18 protein-coding genes are annotated in these 19,283 nt (G+C 66.4%); 10 read left to right on the forward strand and 8 right to left on the reverse strand.

Features of this window, described 5'->3' with window-relative positions:
- Window positions 1–208: 208 nt before the first annotated feature.
- Entirely contained in the window at window positions 209–796 is a 588-nt protein-coding gene (locus tag ACPTTF_RS31975) for a DUF4410 domain-containing protein (protein WP_423369922.1), read from the forward strand.
- On the opposite strand, the gene ACPTTF_RS31980 is transcribed toward ACPTTF_RS31975, so the two are convergent.
- Window positions 717–1,679 carry a hypothetical protein gene (locus ACPTTF_RS31980; protein WP_423391197.1) on the reverse strand — a complete coding sequence of 321 codons (963 nt, stop codon included), beginning with the start codon at window positions 1,677–1,679 and terminating at the stop codon, window positions 717–719. The two genes, ACPTTF_RS31975 and ACPTTF_RS31980, sit on opposite strands and share 80 nt — an antisense overlap.
- A 181-nt stretch (window positions 1,680–1,860) precedes the next feature.
- Between ACPTTF_RS31980 and ACPTTF_RS31985 the strand changes: the two genes are divergently transcribed.
- Complete coding sequence (locus ACPTTF_RS31985) at window positions 1,861–2,670, forward strand: TlpA family protein disulfide reductase (protein WP_423369661.1); 810 nt, start codon at window positions 1,861–1,863, stop codon at window positions 2,668–2,670.
- Between the two features lie 105 nt (window positions 2,671–2,775).
- Here ACPTTF_RS31985 and ACPTTF_RS31990 read toward each other — a convergent pair whose 3' ends face one another.
- Complete coding sequence (locus ACPTTF_RS31990; protein WP_423369662.1) at window positions 2,776–3,693, reverse strand: LysR substrate-binding domain-containing protein; 918 nt, start codon at window positions 3,691–3,693, stop codon at window positions 2,776–2,778.
- Between the two features lie 110 nt (window positions 3,694–3,803).
- On the opposite strand from ACPTTF_RS31990, the gene ACPTTF_RS31995 reads away from it, so the two are divergent.
- From ACPTTF_RS31995 to ACPTTF_RS32005, 3 genes are all read left to right on the forward strand, one after another.
- Entirely contained in the window at window positions 3,804–4,403 is a 600-nt protein-coding gene (locus ACPTTF_RS31995) for an NAD(P)H-dependent oxidoreductase (protein ID WP_423369663.1), read from the forward strand.
- Between the two features lie 434 nt (window positions 4,404–4,837).
- Entirely contained in the window at window positions 4,838–5,179 is a 342-nt protein-coding gene (locus ACPTTF_RS32000) for a SymE family type I addiction module toxin (RefSeq protein WP_423369664.1), read from the forward strand.
- Entirely contained in the window at window positions 5,176–5,496 is a 321-nt protein-coding gene (locus ACPTTF_RS32005; protein WP_166955414.1) for a helix-turn-helix domain-containing protein, read from the forward strand. Before ACPTTF_RS32000 ends, ACPTTF_RS32005 begins: the two co-directional genes overlap by 4 nt.
- 167 nt (window positions 5,497–5,663) lie before the next feature.
- Here the strand turns inward: ACPTTF_RS32005 and ACPTTF_RS32010 are convergent, their stop codons facing one another.
- The 4 genes from ACPTTF_RS32010 to ACPTTF_RS32025 all read right to left on the reverse strand — a co-directional run bounded on the left by ACPTTF_RS32010 (window position 5,664) and on the right by ACPTTF_RS32025 (window position 10,643).
- Entirely contained in the window at window positions 5,664–6,068 is a 405-nt protein-coding gene (locus tag ACPTTF_RS32010) for a peptide ABC transporter ATPase (RefSeq protein WP_166955416.1), read from the reverse strand.
- Window positions 6,069–6,329: 261 nt separating this feature from the next.
- Window positions 6,330–7,922: a DHA2 family efflux MFS transporter permease subunit gene (locus ACPTTF_RS32015; RefSeq protein WP_423369665.1), complete on the reverse strand. Its 1,593-nt coding sequence runs from the start codon at window positions 7,920–7,922 to the stop codon at window positions 6,330–6,332.
- A complete protein-coding gene (locus tag ACPTTF_RS32020; RefSeq protein ID WP_423369666.1) occupies window positions 7,919–9,037 on the reverse strand; it encodes an HlyD family secretion protein in 1,119 nt (372 codons plus the stop codon). The genes ACPTTF_RS32015 and ACPTTF_RS32020 overlap by 4 nt, the downstream gene beginning before the upstream one ends.
- A 124-nt stretch (window positions 9,038–9,161) precedes the next feature.
- The gene (locus tag ACPTTF_RS32025) at window positions 9,162–10,643 is read right to left on the reverse strand and encodes an efflux transporter outer membrane subunit (RefSeq protein ID WP_423369667.1); all 1,482 of its coding nucleotides are present in this window, start codon (window positions 10,641–10,643) and stop codon (window positions 9,162–9,164) included.
- Window positions 10,644–10,741: 98 nt separating this feature from the next.
- On the opposite strand from ACPTTF_RS32025, the gene ACPTTF_RS32030 reads away from it, so the two are divergent.
- Window positions 10,742–11,515, forward strand: coding sequence for an AraC family transcriptional regulator (locus ACPTTF_RS32030; RefSeq protein ID WP_423369668.1), 774 nt, complete (start codon window positions 10,742–10,744; stop codon window positions 11,513–11,515).
- Window positions 11,516–11,617: 102 nt separating this feature from the next.
- A complete protein-coding gene (locus ACPTTF_RS32035; RefSeq protein ID WP_423369669.1) occupies window positions 11,618–12,685 on the forward strand; it encodes a LysR family transcriptional regulator in 1,068 nt (355 codons plus the stop codon).
- On the opposite strand, the gene leuA is transcribed toward ACPTTF_RS32035, so the two are convergent.
- Complete coding sequence (leuA, locus tag ACPTTF_RS32040; RefSeq protein WP_423369923.1) at window positions 12,603–14,312, reverse strand: 2-isopropylmalate synthase; 1,710 nt, start codon at window positions 14,310–14,312, stop codon at window positions 12,603–12,605. The two genes, ACPTTF_RS32035 and leuA, sit on opposite strands and share 83 nt — an antisense overlap.
- Window positions 14,313–15,258: 946 nt before the next feature.
- On the opposite strand from leuA, the gene ACPTTF_RS32045 reads away from it, so the two are divergent.
- The 3 genes from ACPTTF_RS32045 (at window position 15,259) to ACPTTF_RS32055 (ending at window position 17,583) form a co-directional block, all read left to right on the forward strand.
- Complete coding sequence (locus tag ACPTTF_RS32045) at window positions 15,259–15,648, forward strand: fucose-binding lectin II (protein WP_043178912.1); 390 nt, start codon at window positions 15,259–15,261, stop codon at window positions 15,646–15,648.
- A 118-nt stretch (window positions 15,649–15,766) separates the two neighbouring features.
- Complete coding sequence (locus tag ACPTTF_RS32050) at window positions 15,767–16,603, forward strand: fucose-binding lectin II (RefSeq protein WP_423369670.1); 837 nt, start codon at window positions 15,767–15,769, stop codon at window positions 16,601–16,603.
- 152 nt (window positions 16,604–16,755) lie between these two features.
- Window positions 16,756–17,583 carry an AraC family transcriptional regulator gene (locus ACPTTF_RS32055; protein ID WP_423369671.1) on the forward strand — a complete coding sequence of 276 codons (828 nt, stop codon included), beginning with the start codon at window positions 16,756–16,758 and terminating at the stop codon, window positions 17,581–17,583.
- 60 nt (window positions 17,584–17,643) lie between these two features.
- Here ACPTTF_RS32055 and ACPTTF_RS32060 read toward each other — a convergent pair whose 3' ends face one another.
- The gene (locus ACPTTF_RS32060; RefSeq protein WP_423369672.1) at window positions 17,644–19,017 is read right to left on the reverse strand and encodes a M23 family metallopeptidase; all 1,374 of its coding nucleotides are present in this window, start codon (window positions 19,015–19,017) and stop codon (window positions 17,644–17,646) included.
- Between the last annotated feature and the right edge of the window lie 266 nt (window positions 19,018–19,283).

Below are 19,283 nucleotides of genomic sequence, written 5' to 3' on the forward strand. Positions count from 1 at the left end.
CGCGGAACCGGTCGTCCCGGTGAACCGCGCGCCGTCATCGCTCGCCACACGAGCGGCGCATGTTTTTCATCGGCACCAAACGCCGCGACGATTCGGGATCGAACGGGCGTTTCGATCTATTCGACCATTTGAACCGGATTGTCCTGTGCTAGATTCCCGCCCGGCCACAGAGCCATCTCAAATAACCCAAACTAAAAAAGACCAAATCATGAAATCTGTATTCCGTCATGCCGCTCTGGCATTGGTGACGATCGGCTTCCTGTCGGGCTGCGCCAGCAGCGTGACACGCGACGCCAGCGATCCGGCGGGGGCCATCGCAACAGTATCGACGCCGAAATTCGGCACGAAGCCCGTCATCGTGAAAGTGACGCTGGACAACGCCGCCCAGGAAGCGTTGAAAGACAACCTGAAGTTCAGCCCCGAGAACCTGAAGGGCAAAATCGAAAGCGCACTGGCCGCACGCAAGCTGCTGGCAACGGCGGATTCGGCCGACGCGATGCACCTGAACGTGGAAGTCAGCGGCATTCGCGTGCGCTCGAGCTTCTCGGCCGTCATGTTCGGCTTCATGGCGGGCAACGATCATGTCGACGGCACCGTGACGCTCGTCGACGCCGACAATCATCAGATCGACCGCTTCAAGGTGTCGGCTTCGTACGCACTCGGCGGCATCGCCGGCGGCATGGACGATACGCGCCTGAACTGGCTGTACGAGAAGTTCACCGAGAAGACACTGACGACGCTCGAACCGGCGGCTGACGCGCAACAGGCGAACGCCACGCAGACGAAGACGCAGTAATGCCCGGCGCCCGGCCGGCCGCGGATGTGCGGCTCGTCGGGCGGTAGCGGTGGCGTGCATCCGCCGGCGGCGATGCGACGGCGACACACTTTTCGATCGTCACGATTTCCGTCACGCCGATGCGCGTTCGAGCATGCCCTTCAGCAACAGGCGCGCGACATACCCGAAATACAGCTGATAGCCGTGCATCCCCGGATACGCGGTCGTCAGCCAGCCGTTCAACAGCGGCAGGAACACATCCGGCAAATAGCCGAGCAGCGACACGATACCGATCGCGAGCGCGGTGACGCGCGGTGACGCGCGGTGGCACGTCGCAGCGTTCGAGCACACTCCAGTACAGGCCGCGCACCGCATAGGTCAGCAGGCCGATCACGATCACCGCACCCGCGAGCAGCACAATCTGGTTGAACGACGGAAACACGATCAGCGCGACGAACGCGAGCGCCGCGCAGAACAACGCCGCGCCAAGCACGTTCAGCGTGCCGAAACGATCGCCGACGAAGCCGCCGACGATGCCGCCGATCAGCAGCATCCAAAGCTTCAGCGACGCGATGAACCCCGCCGCGACGATCGACATGCCGACGCCTTCCTGCTGCAGGTACGGCGAGATGCTGAAAGTCGCCCATGACAGGTGATAGCCGCCAAACACGATCAGCCCGAACCCCCATAGGCTGGGGTTGCGCGCGAGCGTCAGCAGGTCGCCGCCAAGGCATTCCCCCCATGCACGACGATAAGAAAATCGGCCGCTCGCGGGGGAGCGGCCGTCAAGGAGAGATCCCTGTTCGGGATACCGGATGGACACCAAGCCAGACCGGCATACGTATTGTTGTCGAACGATCTGTGGCCGACCATCTGACCTGTCTGATTCGCTGCCCGTCCACATGAAAATCACGCAGTCCTGACGCAACCGCGCACATCGAACTCGCAATACGCCGTTACGTTCGCAATGGGAACCCTCATACGTAACGGCCGGTCGAAACGCCGCACACCCGTCGACAGCTTCATCACCGCGGCGGACAATCCCCTCTCTTGCCCCGCTCGATCACACCCACCCTTTTCCTTTCATGCTGAGCATCGGTCCCTTCTCGATCCGCGTCATCGCGGTAGCCGCCGCCGCGTTGCTGGCGTGGCTCGTCGCGCGTTTCGTCCAGCGCCGCCCGCCTGACGGGCATCACAAGACCGCACCGAGCCTGATCCTCGACGTGCTGCTGCTCGGGCTGCTCGCCGCACGCATCGGTTATGTCGCGCAATGGTGGCGCGACTACGCGAGCGCGCCGCGATCGATCGTCGCGCTCGGCGATGGCGGTTTCGACTGGCGTATCGGCCTCGCGGCCGCGCTGGTGTTTGCCGGCTGGCGCCTGCGCCGCCTGCCCGCGCTGCGTCGCCCGGTGATGGCCGGCATGCTCGCGGGACTCGCCGCATGGGGGATCGCGCAGGGCACGCTCGCCACGTTGCAGCACAGCGCGCCGCCGCTTGCCGCGTTGCAGCTCGAAGCGCTCGACGCCACGCCGGTGCCTGTGCAGCGCTTCGCGGGCAAGCCCGTCGTCGTGAACCTGTGGGCCACGTGGTGCCCGCCGTGCCAGCGCGAAATGCCGATCCTGGCGCAAGCGCAGCAGGATCATCCGGGGATGACGGTGCTGATGCTCAACCAGGGTGAAGACGCGCAAGCCGTGCGCGCGTTCCTCGAACAGAAAGGGCTGCGGTTCGATCACGTGCTGCTCGATCGCACGCTGCACGCGATGCAGGCCTACGGTTCGCGCGGGCTGCCGACGACCCTCTTCTTCGATGCGAAAGGCAATCTCGTCGAATCGCACATGGGGGAGATCACCGCCGCACGGCTGAAGGACGCCGTGGCCGACCGCTTCGGACAGTAGCGCGCGACGCCGCAATGCGGCCGGCAACGCACGTTCCCCTGTCTGGATAAATTCATTCTCGAGGCGGGCCCGTTATTAGCGTGAACAGGCCGGGGCATCGCTTCGTCACATCCGCGCCTCGACCACGGCCAGCCGGGCCGGGAGATGTTCCAGCAGCGCATCGACGGCGGCCCGGACTTTCAGCGGAAGATGCAGCGTGTATGGCCAGACCGCCTGGATCGGAAAGATCACGCCCGGCCGATCGGGCAGCAACTCCCGCAACGTGCCGCCGCGCAACGCGTCGCGCACCAGCCAGTACGGCAACCACGCGACACCGAGATCCGCAACGGCCGCATCCATCAGTGCGCTCAGGTCGTCGGACAGCAGGCGAACGGCCGGCTGCAATTCCACGCGCTGGCCATCGACGATGACGGGCCAGCGATGCACCTGGCCGAAACGCGTATAGGCCAGCGCCTTGTGCCGTTCGAGTTCTTCATAGGTCGCGGGTTCGCCACAACGGCTCAGGTACGCCGGTGACGCGCAGAACGCCATCCGGTGCTCGCCCAGCGGACGCGCCACCAGGCCGCTGCTGTTCGGCAACGTGCCGACGCGAACCGCCAGGTCGAAACGCTCTTCGACCAGGTCGACGGATCGATCGCTGAACGACAGGTCGAGATCGAGCTCGGGATGCGCCTTCGCCAGTTCGATCAGGATCGGCGCCACGCAAAGATGACCGAAGAGCGTCGGCATCGACACGCGCAGGCGCCCCTTCATCTGCCATTTGCCGGTTTCCAGCAGCGCCTCGCCCGCCTGGATCTGCTCCATCGCACGCAGGCAATGGTCGTAGAACAATGCGCCTTCGTCGGTCAGGCTCTGGCTGCGCGTCGTCCGCTGAAACAGCACGACGCCCAGCCGCTCCTCGAGGCGCGCGATGCTCTTGCCGACCGCGGAGCGCGTGATGTGCAGCTTGTCGGCGGCCTGCGCGAAGCTGCTCGCTTCCGCCGCGGCGACAAAGACGTCGATGCCCTTCAGGTTGTTTCGCATGCGATTGGGGATAAATACGCGACACAGTGCGTCGATCTTATCGCTTTTGGCGATAAAAAGTGGATGCTAGGATCGATTCCAGTCTTCACAATCGCAACGGAGCACCCCGCATGGCCCGGATCCTCGTCCTCAAATCCAGCATCAACGGCAGTCAGTCGCAAACCGGCGCGCTGATCGATACGTTCCTGGCCGAGCGCCAGGCCAACGGCCATGCCGACGACGTGATCGTGCGCAATCTCGTCGACACCGACCTGCCGATGCTCGACAGCGAACTGTTTCACGCGCTGCGCGGCGCAGCCAACCCGAGCGAGCGCGCACAACGCGCCATCGTGTTGTCCGACGAACTGATCGCCGAGCTCAAGGGCAGCGACCTGCTGCTGATCGGCGCGCCGATGTACAACCTCAACGTGCCGACCCAGTTGAAGAACTGGTTCGACCTCGTCGCGCGCGCACGCGTCACGTTCCGGTACACGGAGACCTACCCGGTGGGGCTCGTCGAAGGCATCAGCGCGATCGTGTTCAGCTCTCGAGGCGGCATGCACGTCGGCCAGGAAACCGATGCGGTCACGCCGTACCTGCGTGCCGTGCTCGGCCTGATGGGCATCACCGACGTGGAATTCGTCTACGCGGAAGGGCTCGACATGAAGCCGCACGGCTTCGAGGCGGGACTCGCGAACGCACGCTTGCAGATGGACGCACTGCACGCATGAGTCGCGCCCGGCGTGGCGGAAAGCACGGCGGCGTTCCCGCGCACGTTCGGGCGGCACCTGCACGACACCAATGGCATCCTCGTGCGCCGCGTGGCCGGCGAATCGGAGCATTCGACCGACACGCTTTCTGACATATCGGCAATAAAGTGACGACGCGGCCCGCCTGCGCAATCGCCGGGGAATCGTTTCGCAGCAAGCATGCAAGACATCGGCGCGACCGTTCGTGTCGACAACGACGCTCCGGACCAGCACCTGACAGCGACCGATCTCGGCTAGAGTGATTGCACGTTTTCGCGTGGAATGTCATGTCATTTCGTCATGCAAAACATATGACGGGATGCCGATCGAAATCCGCTGCGTAAACGAGCGCGGCCCGCGGGTGCACTCACACCTGCGGGCCGCTGACCACAACCCACTCTGTACAGGAGTCAGTCATGGCTGACGCGAATCATAACGCACCGGTTCGTCTTCCTGATCGTTTCGTGCCCCCTCGAACGTCTTTTCACACTCGCCGCGTCGTTCCGCACCTCAGGCTCACCGACACGGCACCGCCGGCCCTCCATCTGTGGATGAAGCTGTCCGGCCGCTGGATCGACGCAGCGGGTTTCGAACCCGAGCAACGCTTGCAGGTCGAGGTGACGCACAAGCGGCTGGTGATCACGCCGATCGAAGACGGGCACTGCGACGATTCCGGAAAGGATGTCGATCGCGCAACAGCGCAACCGCAGCCGCAGCCGCGGCCGAAGTTTTCGGTGATCACGGGAGGCGCGCAATGAATCGCAACGACTCGCGCCAACGTGCCGACACCTCGCCGGCCGACTTCGACCTCGATGACGCGGGAGCGCTGTCGGCCAAGTCCGCGCTCGTACTGAAGGTCAACGCACTGATCGTCTCGCGCGGCCTGAGCGAAGACGAGGCGGCGGCCCTCGCGGAGATGGCCCGGCCGGTCGTCACGCCCGAGCAACGCGAAAGGCTCCGGAACGTTTCGCTGGAATTGCTGATGCAGACGCTGGCGTCGTTGGGCCAGCATGTGGAAATCGTGGTGCGGCCTGCGGGGCCACCGCATTCGGCAGGCATCGCGGTTTCAGTCTGACGGCCGGCGGAATGAACGAAAGGTCATGTGTGTGGCGGCCGGGCCCGGCCGCCGCCGGATGCCCGTCACAGGCGAGCGGGAGCGCCGTGCCGGCTCGCAGCAGGCATCCTCGACACACCGGCAACGTACCAAGCGCCCCGGTTTCGACGATGCCCCGGACCTGATGGTCAGGGCCGCGACAACACCATCACACGCCCCGACACGCGCTGCAGCTTCAGCCACCCCGTATCGGCCGTAAACTGAAGCTGCTGCAACGGAAAATCGAACTCCGCGCGCTGCGCGGCGCTGATCACCGCATCGGCGATCCAGCGGATCAGCTCCTTGCCTTCGTCGGTCGTCTCGTGGCCGTTCTGGACGCCATAGAAATAGCGGTTCCCGGCGTTGACCTCGTTCTGAACCTGCATCCAGTGCCCCGGCAGGCCCCGTTGCGTCCTGAACAGGTCGGCCACCCGCTGCGTCGTCAATCCGCGCGCCCACAATGCGCCGTTCACGGCGGGGCGTGCCAGGTTATGGCGGTCGGCTTCCTGGGCCTGCTCCTTGATGTCGCCTTTCAGGGAATCGGGTTTCGTCATGACGCTTTCCTCGCGATGGGCCCGTCAACGGGCCGGTTGAATGGACAAGGACCACGGAGAGCAGCCGGCATGAAGTGCGGATCTGCGCGACCCCGGCGTCCGTGGCCACCACGAACGACAGGCCGGCGACATGCGCCGGCCCGGCTCACGATATCGGCCGCAGGCGGGTCGTCCCGCCTGCGCCGGGTGAAAGATACGCCCATTGCAGGAATTCTTCGCCTGTCAGGTATATCAGGCTTCAATCTCAGGCGTCTGTCCCCATCACGCTTTCTTTTTCCCCTTCAGCACGAACGCCGCCGCCGTACATCCCGCCATCGCGACACCCGCGATCAGGAACGTATCGCTGTACGCCATCAACAACGCCTCGCGCATCACGCGCTGGTTCACGAGCGCGAGTGCCAGCTCGTGCACGCCGCCGGTCGCCGAACCCGGCAACGCATCGGTACGCGGCACATGCACGCGCGACAGAAGCCGCACGAGCGTCGCCATGCGCTCCTGGAACGCCTCGGAAAACGGCGAAACGGCCTCGCCGATCTGCATCGCGTGAAGCTTCTGCCGCTCAACGACGATCTGGCTCGCCACCGCGATGCCGATCGCGCCGCCCACGTTGCGCACCATGTTGAACACGCCGGACGCCGAACCGAGCTGCGCCTTCTCGATCCCGTCGACGGCCATCACCGACAGCGCGATCACGACGAGCGACTGCCCGATCCCGCGCACGACGAGCGACGGCACGATCACGTTCGCCGCCGCATCGGCGCTCAGGTGGATGTTCATCAGGCAGCCGGCCGCGACGAGCGCGAAGCCGAGCACGATCGTCGTGCGCGGGCTCGTGCGGCGCATCAGCGGCGGCGTCAGGAACGACATCACGAACTGCACGAGCCCGTACGGGATCATCGCGAGGCCGATGTCGCGCGCGCTGTAGCCGTGCAGTTCGGCGAAGTAGTTCGGCACGAGGAACACGACGCCGAACACCACCGCGCCGAACAGGAACTGCATCAGGCTCGCGATCCCGAAGTTGTAGCGGCCGAGCAGCCGCAGGTTGATGAACGGCTCCTTGCGCCGCAGCTCGATCGCGACGAACGCAACGAGCCCCGCCACCGCGACGATCGACAGCTCGACGATCAGGCCGGACGCGAACCAGTCCTTGCGCCCGCCCTCCTCCAGCACGATCTGCAGCGCGCTCAAGCCGATCGCCATCGTCGCGATCCCGAACCAGTCGGCCTGGCGCAGCTTCGACAACTGCACGGGCACCGGGCGGATCGCCCACGCGATCGCCACGATCAGCGCGATCGCGGGCGGAATCTGCAGATAGAAGATCCAGCGCCATGAATACATGTCGGTGAGCCAGCCGCCGAGCGACGGCCCGGCCGCCTGCGCGACGTTGTTCGCGACCGCGAACAGCGCCATGCCGAGCGGATGCTTCGACGGCGGCAGCTCGGTGACGATCAGCTGGAACGACAGCGGAATCAGCACGCCGCCGAACGCGCCCTGCAGCGCGCGCGCGACGATCATCGACGAAATGGTCGGCGCAACCGAGCACGCGATCGAGAACGCGAGGAAACCGCACGCGCCGACGAGCAGCACGCGGCGCGCGGAGAACACCTGCACGAGCCAGCCGGTGAGCGGAATCACGACGATCTCTGCCACGAGGTACGCGGTCGAGATCCACGAGCCTTCCTCGAAGCTCGCGCCCAGCGACCCGCGGATGTCGGGCAGCGACGCGTTCGTCACGTGCACGTTCATCCCCGCCATGAAGCAGCCGAACACGCCGCCGAGCACCGCGACCCACGCGCGCAGCGAGACGGTTTCGTCGTGCGCGGCCTGCGCAGCCGGTGATGCCGCGGCCGTCACGATCCGGCCCCCGGTGTGCCGCGCGTATCGACGCGCGCGATCACCGACATGCCGGGCCGCAGCACGAGGCCCGACGGCGGCGCATCGAGGCGGATCTTCACGGGCACGCGCTGCACGATCTTCGTGAAGTTGCCGGTCGCGTTGTCAGGCGGCAGCAGCGCGAATTCGGCGCCCGAGCCCGGGGCGAGCCCGAGCACGCGGCCGTGCAGCGTGCGGCCCGAGTAGGTATCGACGTCGATCTCGACCGGCTGCCCGTCGCGCATCGCGCCGAGCTGCGTCTCCTTGAAGTTCGCGACGACGTACACGTCGCGCAGCGGCACGACCGCGAGCAGCGGCATCCCGACCTCGACGTACTGGCCCGCGCGCACCGCCCGCTGGCCGATCGTGCCGTCGCGTGTCGCGCGGATCACCGTGTGCTCGAGATCGAGCTGCGCCAGCGCAAGCTTCGCGCGGGACGCCGCAAGCCGCGCACGTGCCTGCTCGATCGCCGCCGTGCTCTGCGCGCGGCGCCGGCGCAACACCGTCTGCTGGTCGTCCTGCGCGCGCACCGCCGCGCCGGCGCGAGCCAGTTCCGCGCGCGCCTTCAGCGCATCGGCATGCGCCTGTTCCCAGCGCTGCCCGCTGGCGGCCGATTCGGCGAGCAACTGCTTGTAGCGCGCCGCGTCCGCGTCGCGTCGTGTCGCCTCGGCACGCGCGGCGGCCGCATCGGCCTGTGCCTGCTCGATCACGCTGCGCTGCTGACCGACCTGCGCATCGAGCGTCGCGGCCGCGGCTTCCTCGGCCTGCAGCGTCGCGTCGGCCGCGGCGACGGCCGCCTGCGCATCGTCGAACTTCGCGCGATAGTCGCGATCGTCGAGCATGACGAGTACGTCGCCGCGCTTCACCGGCTGGTTGTCGTCGACGGCCACGCGTGCGACATAGCCGGCCACGCGCGGGCTGACGGTCACGATGTCGGCGCGCACGTACGCATCGTCGGTGTGCTCGATGAAGCGGCCGACCGTCCACCAGCGCCAGCCGAACCCGGCAAGCACGATGACGGTGATGAAGGCGCCGGCGGCGATCCAGTGGCGCCGCGCGAAACGGGCGGATTTCTCGGGTACGGCTGTGGTGCTCATGATCGGAATCGGAATGGTTGAGAGTGCGTGCGGATTTGCGAACGGCCGGTTAGGGCCTGTTCACGCTAATAGCGGGCTTGCGCTGGCCCCACGAACGAATTTTTCCAAAACAGGGGAACGTGCCCTAACGCTGCCAGCCGCCCCCCAGTGCCTTGAAGACGGCGACCTGATCGAGCGCGACCTGCTGCGTCGACGCGGCCAGCGCCGCATCCACCGAAACGAGGCTGCGCTGCGCGTCGAGCACGCCGAGAAAATCCAGCGCGCCCGCGTCGTAGTTCAGTTCGGCGAGCCGGTAAGCGCGGGCATGCTCGGCACGCGCGGTTTCGAGCGCGGCCTTGTGGCGCCACTCCGCGCCATATCGTGCGAGCGCCTGTTCGGTTTCCTTCAGCGCGCGCAGCACTTGCGCATCGAACGACGCGCGCGCGGCGGCGTCGTACGCGCGTGCCTGTGCGAGCTGCGCGCGGCTCGCTGCGAGATTCGGAAAGCGCCAGGTAATCAGCGGCCCGACGCCCCACGCGATCGCGTACTTGTCGCCGAGCGACGACGGATCGCCGGTCGTCGACAGCCAGTTCACCGAGCCGCCGAGCACGATCGACGGATACAGCTCGGCCGTCGCGGCACCGATCCGGGCGTTCGACGCGGCGAGCCGGCGCTCGCTTTCGCGCAGGTCGGGCCGGCGCCGGAGCAGCGCGGCACCATCGCCGACCGGAAACGGTCGCGCCAGCGCCGGCGTTGCACGGCAACGCGCGGCGGCATCGGGAATCGCGCCGGGTGCGTGTCCGGTCAGCACCGCCAGTTCATACAGCGCGGCGCGGCGCGCGCCCGCGAGCGCCGGGAGTTCGGCACGCGTATCGTCGGCGAACGCGCGCGATCGAGCGACTTCCAGGTCGGATACCAATCCATGCGCGCGCTGCCGCGCGGTCAGCGCGGCGAGGCGGTCGGCAATCGCGACCGAGCGCTCGGCCACGTCGATCCGCTCGCCGTACGCGCACGCCTGCGCATAGGCGGCCGTCGTCTCGGCGGCCACCGCGACGCGCATCGCATCCGACGCAGCCTGCACGGCCTCCGAATCGGCGCGCGCGGCATCGACGAGATAGCCGACACGCCCCCACAGATCGACTTCCCACGACAGCGCGAACGACGGCGCGAAGCCCCAGCGCGTGCGCGCATCGGTGCCCTTCGCGCTCGCGACGATCTGGTCGGGCGCGTGCTTGCCGTAGTCGACGCCAAAGCCCGCTGTCGTATCGGGCAACCGCGCGGCGCCCGCTTCGTCGAGCACGGCGCGCGCACGCGCGACGCGTGCCGCGGCCACCGCGAGATCGCGGTTTTGCGCCAGCGCTTCGCGCACGAGTGCGTCCAGCGCCGGATCGTCGAACAGCTGCCACCAGCGATCGGGCAACGCGCCGCCGGACGCGACGGGTGCATCGGCCACAGCGTCGAACGGCGCGTGATGTGCCGCATCGATCGACGGCGGGCGATACGGCGCGCCGACCGAGCAGGCGGCAAGCGTCGCCGCGCTCAGCAGCGTGGCGGCAATGCGCGGCGCGCAAAACGCGGCGGCAACGGGTAAATCGAAGGAAAGCGAAGCAAGGAGCGAGGTGCGCATCGTGCAGTGGCAGTCGAACAAACGATGGGCCTATGGTAATTTCGACCCATTCAGTCGATCTCGCGCGCAAAGCGCATTCGTCGTCGAGAAAAGGACAAGTGGACCCATTTTTCAGCGCGCTCGAGCGCAAGGACAAGCACAAGCAGATCGCGGTCGCCGTGTCCGACGCGGCGTCCGGCGTCCTGTATCCGCCGCATTCGCACCGGCACGGCCAGCTGATTCACGCGATTTCCGGCGTGATGCTCGTGCATGCCGATGCCGGCAGCTGGGTCGTGCCGACCGGGCGCGCGGTGTGGGTGCCGGGCGGCACCCAGCACGAGATCCGGATGGCCGGCGACGTGCAGATGCGCTCGGTGTTCGTCGCGCGCGAAGTGCGGCCGAGCCTGCCGGGCGAGTGCCGCGTGATCGAGGTCGGCACGTTGCTGCGCGAACTGATCGTGACCGCGTGCGAACTGCCGGCCGACTACGATCTTTCGCATCGCGCGGGCCGCGTGCTCGCGCTGATCCTCGACGAAATCGAAATCGCACCGCTGCTGTCGCTGCACGTGCCGATGCCGCGCCATCCGGCACTCGCCGCGCTGTGCACGCAGCTGATCAACGACCCGTCGTCGGCCGTCACGCTGCAGTCGTGGGCGCGCGATGCGCACATGAACGAACGCACGCTCGCACGCACGTTCAAGCGCGAGACGGGCATGACGCACGGCGCGTGGTGCCGCCATGCGCGTCTGCTGCTGAGCCTGCCGCGCCTCGCGGCCGGCACGCCGATTCTCGAACTCGCGCTCGAACACGGCTACGACAGCCCCAGCGCGTTCGCGGCGATGTTCCGCAAGGCACTCGGCGTGCCGCCCAGCGAATACTTCCGGCGGCGCTGAACCGCATTGTCCGTTTCGCGACGATCGATCGCAGACCTGCGCGCGCGGCGCGACGGGCCGCTCGCTACAGTGACGGCATCGCACGACACTCGCGCCACGCCGATGGATCTGATTCAAAGCATGCAGGTTTTCGTCACGCTCGCCGACGCCGGGACCTTCACCGAAACCGGCAAACGGCTCAACCTCACCACCGCGCATGTCAGCCGCACGATCGCGTCGCTCGAGACGCATCTCGGCATCCGGCTGCTGAACCGCACCACGCGCTCGATGTGCCTGACCGAAGCCGGCGAACGCTATCTGGCGCGTGCACGCGACATCACGCTCGCCGTCGATGCGAGCGAACGCGAAGCGCGCGGCGCACAGCTGCATCCGCATGGCCGGCTGCGCGCGCACTGCAGCGCCAGCATCGCGAACCGTTTCGTGATTCCGCTCGTCGCGCGCTTCCAGGCGCGCTACCCGGACGTCAGCGTCGACCTGACGCTCGCGCCGCAGGTGCCGGACCTGATCCGCGACAGCTACGACGTCGCCGTGATCGCGATGCCGAACCTGCCGAGCTCCGATCAGGTCGCGATCGACGTCGGGCGGATCGGCAGCGTGCTGTGCGCCGCGCCCGCGTATGTCGCGCATCACGGCATGCCGGATACGCCGCGCGCACTCGCTCGGCATCGCTGCCTGCAACTGGTTGCGCCCGCCTACCCGGCACGCGAATGGACGCTGACGCGCGGTGCGGATCCGGAAACGGTCGCGTTCGAGCCGACGATGACAACCGACGTCGCGGCATCGCTCGCGATCGCGGTACGGGAAGGCGCGGGAATCGGCCTGCTGCCGGAGTTCGTCGCGGACGACGAGCTGCGTTCAGGCGCGCTGGTGCGTGTGCTGCCCGATTACCGGGCGGAGGAAGTGGGTGTGTTTCTGGTGTATCCATCACGCCGGCATCTCGACGCGAAGACGCGCGCGTGGGTGGATTTCATGAAGGTGGAGCTGCGTGCCGCGCTTGCCGGGCCGCGCAGCGGCAACCGCGGCGATGACGGCGAAGGCGACAACGCGACCGCGCCGGACACCGCCGGCGCGGCCACCACGACGCCGCTTACGCGACGGCCCTCACCGCGGGCTGCGCGGCAAAAAACGTCGCCTGCGCCGCTTCGTCCGCGCGTGCATACGCGCGGTTGACGCCGCTGATCACCGCGCGGATCGACGCGGTCGTCAGGTTCGCGTCGATGCCCACGCCGAACGCGCTGCCGCGCACGCCCGTGCCGGACAGTTCCGCGATCGCGATCGCCTTCGCATCGGCGCCCTGCGACAACGCGCGCTCCTCGTAGTGCTGGATGCGCAGCGGCGTGCGCAGCGCGTGCATCAGCGCGTCGAGCGGGCCGTTGCCTTCACCGCGCAGCACGCGGCGCTCGCCGTGCACGTCGGCGGTCAGCACGATCGACTCGCGGCCGTCGCGCTCGGTCAGCTCATGGCCGACATAACGCAGCGGCGCATCGCCTTCCACGTATTCCTGCTGGAACAGCGACCAGATCTGCGCGCTCGTCACCTCGAGCCCGCTGTCGTCGGTCAGGCGCTGCACGGCCGCGCTGAAGTCGACCTGCAGGCGGCGCGGCAGCGCGACGCCATAGCTCTGCTCGAGCAGGTACGCGATACCGCCCTTGCCCGACTGGCTGTTCACGCGAATGATCGAGTCGTACGTGCGGCCGACATCGCTCGGATCGATCGGCAGGTACGGCATTTCCCACACGGCGTCGGGTTTCTGCACCGCGAAGCCTTTCTTGATCGCGTCCTGATGCGAGCCGGAGAACGCGGTGAACACCAGGTCGCCGACATACGGATGGCGCGGATGGATCGGCAACTGCGTGCATTCCTCGGACGTGCGCGCGACTTCGTTGATCTGCGAGAAATCGAGGCCCGGATCGACGCCCTGCGAGTAGAGGTTCAGCGCGAGCGTGACCAGATCGACGTTACCGGTGCGCTCGCCGTTGCCGAACAGGCAGCCCTCGATCCGGTCCGCGCCGGCCATCACCGCGAGCTCGGCCGCCGCGACCGCGGTGCCGCGGTCGTTGTGCGGATGCACGGACACGATCAGCGCATCGCGACGCGCGAGGTTGCGGTGCATCCATTCGATCTGGTCCGCGTAGAAGTTCGGCGTGCCGACTTCGACCGTCGCAGGCAGGTTCACGATCGCCTTGTGCTCCGGCGTCGGCTGCCACACGTCGAACACGGCGTCGCAGACTTCCTTCGCGAAATCGAGCTCGGTCGCCGTGAAGGTTTCCGGGCTGTATTGCAGCGTGAAATGCGTGTCGGTCGCGGCGTCGGCGAAACGCTTGATCGTGCGCGCGGCGTTCACCGCGAGCGTCTTCACGCCGTCGCGATCGAGGCCGAACACGATCTTGCGGAATTCCGGCGCGGTCGCGTTGTACAGGTGCACGATCGCGCGCTTCGCGCCGCGCAGCGAGTCGAAGGTGCGCTCGATCAGGTCGTCGCGTGCCTGCGTGAGCACCTCGATCGTCACGTCGTCGGGAATGTGGCCGCCTTCGATCAGCTCGCGCACGAAGTTGAAGTCGGTCTCGGACGCCGACGGGAACGCCACCTCGATCTCCTTGAAGCCGATCGCGACCAGCATCTTGAACATCCGCATCTTGCGCGCCGCGTCCATCGGCTCGAACAGCGACTGGTTGCCGTCGCGCAGGTCGGTGCTCATCCAGATCGGCGCTTGCGTGATCGTGCGCGTCGGCCATATGCGGTTCGGCAGGTTGACGGGCGTGAACGGTCGGTACTTCGTCGCGGGGTTCTTCAGCATCATGATGTTCGGTCCTCGGTCGGTATGTCGGGAAACCGCGGCGCGGTGGCCATCCGTCGTGATGGCAGGCTGCGCGCACAGCGGTGAAACGGTAGAAAACGGCAAAGCGGCAAAGCGGTACGGCAAACGACAGCCTTGGCGGTTGAGCGACCGGGGACGGAGCGGAACGATTCGGAAGAAAGACGAACTCAGGCGCCGGTCGACAACCGGGGCCAGGTCAGTGTTGCGGGGGAAATCTGGCGCTTCAGGAAAGAAGCAGATGGAAAGCGCCCAGCCGCAGACCCAGCCCGGAGAAACGGGCTAGTAGTCGTAGCGAGAAGAGGGGCTGGGCGGCTTGCATGGCCGAAATCAAATCACAGGGTGAGGGGAGCTGTCAACGGGCTGAGCACAAATGGCGTCGAATTTGATCGTTCAGAATCAGTCCTGTCCGATAGGCGACGCGCGGCCCCGTCGATATGCTTCTTGGGTGCGGCGCCGGTGGAGCCTCTGTTCACGTTCGGAGTGAGTGGGTCAATGTACTTCGCCGGTTGCCGCACCCCCTTCCTGTTGCGATCGGGTTTCGGCGTGGGCGTTCGGTGGTGGCCGGTGGGCGCGGCCACACGACAGAGATGCTGATGTTGAAACGACAACGCTGCCATATGCGAACGTCGAGCGCCTGCCCCGAAACCCCGATTTCCCCGCCTTTCCCGATCCGCCTGCGCGGCCGCGCATCGTTCCGAAAAGCGATACACGCGCCAATATCATTTCCCGAATATCCCAAAACACCGTCAATTGAATTCGATTCATTCAATCAAATCGCATTCACTTTCGATTGACTGAACAATAGCCAGAAAACTGCGATTATTTTTTTATTTATTTTTCGACATGCTTTCCAGACCGCGTTTCAAACTGCAACCGTTTGCACGACGCGGCGAGACGCCTCACCACTGTTCATCAGGAGGAAAGCATGGCCGATTCTCAAACGTCTTCCAATCGTGCCGGCGAATTTTCGATTCCGCCGAATACCGATTTCCGCGCGATTTTCTTCGCGAATGCCGCCGAACAACAGCACATCAAGCTTTTCATCGGCGACAGCAAGGAACCCGCCGCGTATCACAAGCTGACGACGCGCGACGGCACGCGTGAAGCCACGCTGAATTCCGGCAACGGCAAGATCCGCTTCGAGGTGTCGGTGAACGGCAAGCCGTCGGCCACCGACGCGCGCCTCGCGCCGATCAACGGCAAGAAATCGGACGGCTCGCCGTACACGGTCAACTTCGGGATCGTCGTGTCGGAAGACGGCCACGACAGCGACTACAACGACGGCATCGTCGTGCTGCAGTGGCCGATCGGCTGATCGATCGCCCCGCCAATTGACCGACGACCGCCGGGCCGCCCGCAAGGCAGCCGGGCGGTTGCGTGTCGAACACACGAAGCCAGCCAACCGAAATCCGTTTCGATCTCAGGAGACCGTCATGCCCATCCTTTCGGCATCGATCAACAGCGCACCCGTGGTGACATCCGAGGCCTACGTCGACATTCCGGGCCTACATCTCGACCTCGCGAAAGAGAAGATTCGCGAGGGCAAGCTGCTCGTCACGCTCAACGTGCCGACGCCGTATGCCACCGGCGACAATTACCCCGGCGCCTATTTCGCAATTGCGACCGACAAGGGCATCGTCGCGGACGGCTGCTTCACCCACTCGGAAAAAGCCCCCGCAACCAGCGGCCGCTCGCCGTTCACGCTCGTCGTCGCCATCGACGTCGACAGCGGCGTCACGTTCGTGAAAGGCCAGTGGAAAAGCGTGCGCGGCAGCACGATCCATATCGATTCGTTCGCGAGCCTTTCCGCAATCGGTGAGACGGTCGGGCAATCGTCGTCGCACGGCAGCGGCAATCAGGGCGCCGAAACCGGCAGCGGCAACACGGGCATCGGCGGCGCCGGCAACATCGGCGGCGGCGGCGAACGCGACGGCACGTTCAATCTCCCGCCGAACATCAAGTTCGGCGTCACCGCGCTCGCGAATGCGGCGAACGAACAGACGATCGACATCTACATTGACGACAACCCGAAACCGGCCGCCACGTTCAAGGGCGCCGGCTCGCATGACGAGAACCTCGGCACCAAGGTGCTCGACTCCGGCAAGGGCCGCGTGCGCGTGATCGTGACGGTGAACGGCAAGCCGTCGCGGCTCGGCTCGAGACAGGTCGATATCTTCAAGAAGTCGTATTTCGGGATCGTCGGCTCGGAGGACGGCACGGATGACGACTACAACGACGGCATCGTGTTCCTGAACTGGCCGCTGGGCTAAGTAGCGCCATCCTGCCTGCCGTCGCCACGCCGCCCGGCGTGGCGACCTGTTTCAGTGCGCCCGCCGGTCCACTCCCCGCCGCGCCGCAAGAACGATCAAATGCCCCCGCCGCCGATACCATATAGTCCGCCCGACACCCTCATTGGCACACCATGAACCCGGTAGGACAAGCACTCTGGTTTATCGAAACCAAACTGGACAGGGAACTGACGCTCGACAGGATCTCCGCCAATTGCGACATGACGCGCTTCGGCTTCTCGCGCCTGTTCTCGATGAACACCGGCTGGCCGGTGATGCGCTATGTCCGGTCGAGGCGGCTGACGCGCGCGGCGCAAGGCGCGCCGGACATCCTGCATGTGGCGCTCGACGCCGGTTATGGCTCCCATGAGGCGTTCACGCGCGCCTTCCGCGATCTCTTCGGCGTCACGCCCGAGGACGTGCGGGCACGGCGTACTCTCGACGGGTTGTCTCTTGTGGAGCCGCTACGCATGAAAGAACTGAAACTCATCGCCGTGACGCCGTCACGCTTCGAAGTCGCCGAAAAGCGGCTGATCGCGGGCATGAGCGACCGGTATACGTTCGAAACCAACGAAGGGATTCCGGCGCTCTGGCAGGCGTTCATCCCATACATCGGTACCCTTCCCGGCCAGGTCGACGACGTGACGTACGGCGTGTGCTGCAACCCGGATGCGGACGGCAGCTTCGAGTACATCGCGGGCGTGGAGGTGAAGACTCGCGACCGGTTGCCTGCGCCGTTCCGCTGCGTCGAACTCGAACCGCAACGTTATGCTGTCTTCGAACACGGCGGGCATATCTCGACGCTTCACCAGACCTTCTACAGCATCTGGAACGGCTGGCTGCCGACGTCGGGGTTCAAGGCGGTCGACGCGCCCGAATTCGAGCGCTACAGCGCGGACTACGATCCGGTGACGGGCGCCGGCGTGCTCGAAATCTGGTTGCCGGTCGAACCCGCGGTGTAAGCGGTTTGCCTTGATCGGAAGCGACGTGGGTCGCCCCGGCCGGCGGCACCTCGCCAATGGTCAGCCGGCACGCGATCCAGCAGGCTTCGACATCGCCACCGGCTGCGGCCACGCGGCCGACGCCAGGCGCGTGCGCGCATCGCGCACCAAGCGGTTGAACGCCACGCGCTGCTCACCCTTCAGCTTCGCCGCCTTGCCCGCCTGTACCAGCGCGACCGGGTCGACGAGACGGTCATGCCGCCGTACCTCGAAGTGCAGATGCGGCCCCGTGGCCGTGCCCGTGCTGCCGACCGCGCCGACTCGCTGGCCGCGCGCGACCCGCGTGCCGGTTCGCAGCTTCGGCTCGAACGCCGACAGGTGCGCGTAGTACGACGCATAGCCGCCGTCATGGCGAATCACCACGTACTTGCCGTAGCCGCGCGGCTCGGTGCCGATGAACGTCACGACGCCGCGCTCCGATGCATGAACCGCGCGCCCGGCCGGTGCCGCGAGATCGGCGCCCGAATGCACGTGACGCGCGCCGCTCACCGGATGCACGCGCGTGCCGAACGGCGAGCTGATCCGCTTCGCGGCGACCGGCATCGCAAACCGGGTGCCGGCGAGCGGCATGCCATCGAGGTCGTAGTAAGCGCCCCGCGAGCCCGCTTGCGGCGCAAACCACACGCCCGTCACGTGCTGCCCGCGAAAGCGGATGTCGAGCGCCGTCACGCGCACGCGGCCCGGCCGCGTCGCGCTGCCGTCCGGTTCGAATGCGACGCGGAAGGTGTCGCCGATCTCGCCGCGCAGCTTCGGATCGATGCGTCCTGCGAGCATGCGGACGATTTGCGCGGCGACACCGGCCGGCAGCTCGGCACGTGCCAGCGACGTGTGCAGGCTGCCGGCGATCGTGCCGGCGCGCGTGCCGCGATCCGGCTCGGCCAGCGTGAACGGTTCGGCCGATGCCAGATCGACTGCGCCCCGTTCGAACGCCGGTTGCGTGACCATCGAGGGCAACGCCGACGCCAGCCCGTAGTCGAACCGCGACGCGTAGCCGCGTTCGACCGCATCACGCGCCGCATCGCACAGCACGCGGTAGGCAACGCATGCGCCGAAGCGAGCGACCGGATCATCGCGACCGGTGCCCGTCGACCTGTTCGACGCATGCAATGGATACGCGATATCGAGCGGCGCTGCCGTCGCTGCGCGCAAGCCGCCCCACGTCGTCCGCGTGGAACTGAAAAAGGGCACGTCGACAAGGTCGGTCGTTTCCGCCGTCACCTGCGCGAGGGGCGCGGCGTCGTGAGCGGCCTGCGCGGCCGCACCGTGAACGCCGGCCGCGCAGGCCGTCGCGATGACGCCGCGCAACAGCACGCGACGAATCGGAAAACACGAGGTGCGGCGCCGGGCGGATTGACCTTGTTCGCGTGCGAGACGGAAACGCTGGTCGAACCGCATGACGTCGTCACTCGCTATCAATGAAAAATCGGGAAGAAACCGGATATCGCGGAGGAACTGGCGTCGCGATCCGGCAACCTGAAAGCGAGTGTATCGGCGTCCCTGAAACGGCTAAATAGGACGAGTCTCATTTTCAGGAACCTTCGCTTAGTACTAGAACGAAATCCGGATCGCGCCGTCCGACAGCGTGCCGCACCGACCCCATGCATGCATTCGCGCGAACCATCGCATGACGTTTGCAGTCGAAGGCTGCCTGCGCGCGAACC

This window comes from Burkholderia crassaminum (assembly GCF_964265005.1).
In the GTDB taxonomy this organism is placed as follows: Bacteria; Pseudomonadota; Gammaproteobacteria; order Burkholderiales; family Burkholderiaceae; genus Burkholderia.

Bases quoted from the DNA above. Each gene is read 5' to 3' on its own strand.
- ACPTTF_RS31995 (WP_423369663.1), top strand. From the start codon at position 3,804: ATGGCCCGGATCCTCGTCCTCAAATCCAGCATCAACGGCAGTCAGTCG.
- ACPTTF_RS31990 (WP_423369662.1), bottom strand. From the start codon at position 3,693: ATGCGAAACAACCTGAAGGGCATCGACGTCTTTGTCGCCGCGGCGGAA.
- ACPTTF_RS32055 (WP_423369671.1), top strand. From the start codon at position 16,756: ATGAACCCGGTAGGACAAGCACTCTGGTTTATCGAAACCAAACTGGAC.
- ACPTTF_RS32050 (WP_423369670.1), top strand. From the start codon at position 15,767: ATGCCCATCCTTTCGGCATCGATCAACAGCGCACCCGTGGTGACATCC.
- ACPTTF_RS32025 (WP_423369667.1), bottom strand. From the start codon at position 10,643: ATGCGCACCTCGCTCCTTGCTTCGCTTTCCTTCGATTTACCCGTTGCC.
- ACPTTF_RS31975 (WP_423369922.1), top strand. From the start codon at position 209: ATGAAATCTGTATTCCGTCATGCCGCTCTGGCATTGGTGACGATCGGC.
- ACPTTF_RS31985 (WP_423369661.1), top strand. From the start codon at position 1,861: ATGCTGAGCATCGGTCCCTTCTCGATCCGCGTCATCGCGGTAGCCGCC.
- ACPTTF_RS32020 (WP_423369666.1), bottom strand. From the start codon at position 9,037: ATGAGCACCACAGCCGTACCCGAGAAATCCGCCCGTTTCGCGCGGCGC.
- ACPTTF_RS31980 (WP_423391197.1), bottom strand. From the start codon at position 1,679: ATGTGGACGGGCAGCGAATCAGACAGGTCAGATGGTCGGCCACAGATC.
- ACPTTF_RS32035 (WP_423369669.1), top strand. From the start codon at position 11,618: ATGGATCTGATTCAAAGCATGCAGGTTTTCGTCACGCTCGCCGACGCC.
- leuA (WP_423369923.1), bottom strand. From the start codon at position 14,312: ATGCTGAAGAACCCCGCGACGAAGTACCGACCGTTCACGCCCGTCAAC.
- ACPTTF_RS32010 (WP_166955416.1), bottom strand. From the start codon at position 6,068: ATGACGAAACCCGATTCCCTGAAAGGCGACATCAAGGAGCAGGCCCAG.
- ACPTTF_RS32045 (WP_043178912.1), top strand. From the start codon at position 15,259: ATGGCCGATTCTCAAACGTCTTCCAATCGTGCCGGCGAATTTTCGATT.
- ACPTTF_RS32005 (WP_166955414.1), top strand. From the start codon at position 5,176: ATGAATCGCAACGACTCGCGCCAACGTGCCGACACCTCGCCGGCCGAC.
- ACPTTF_RS32000 (WP_423369664.1), top strand. From the start codon at position 4,838: ATGGCTGACGCGAATCATAACGCACCGGTTCGTCTTCCTGATCGTTTC.
- ACPTTF_RS32060 (WP_423369672.1), bottom strand. From the start codon at position 19,017: ATGCGGTTCGACCAGCGTTTCCGTCTCGCACGCGAACAAGGTCAATCC.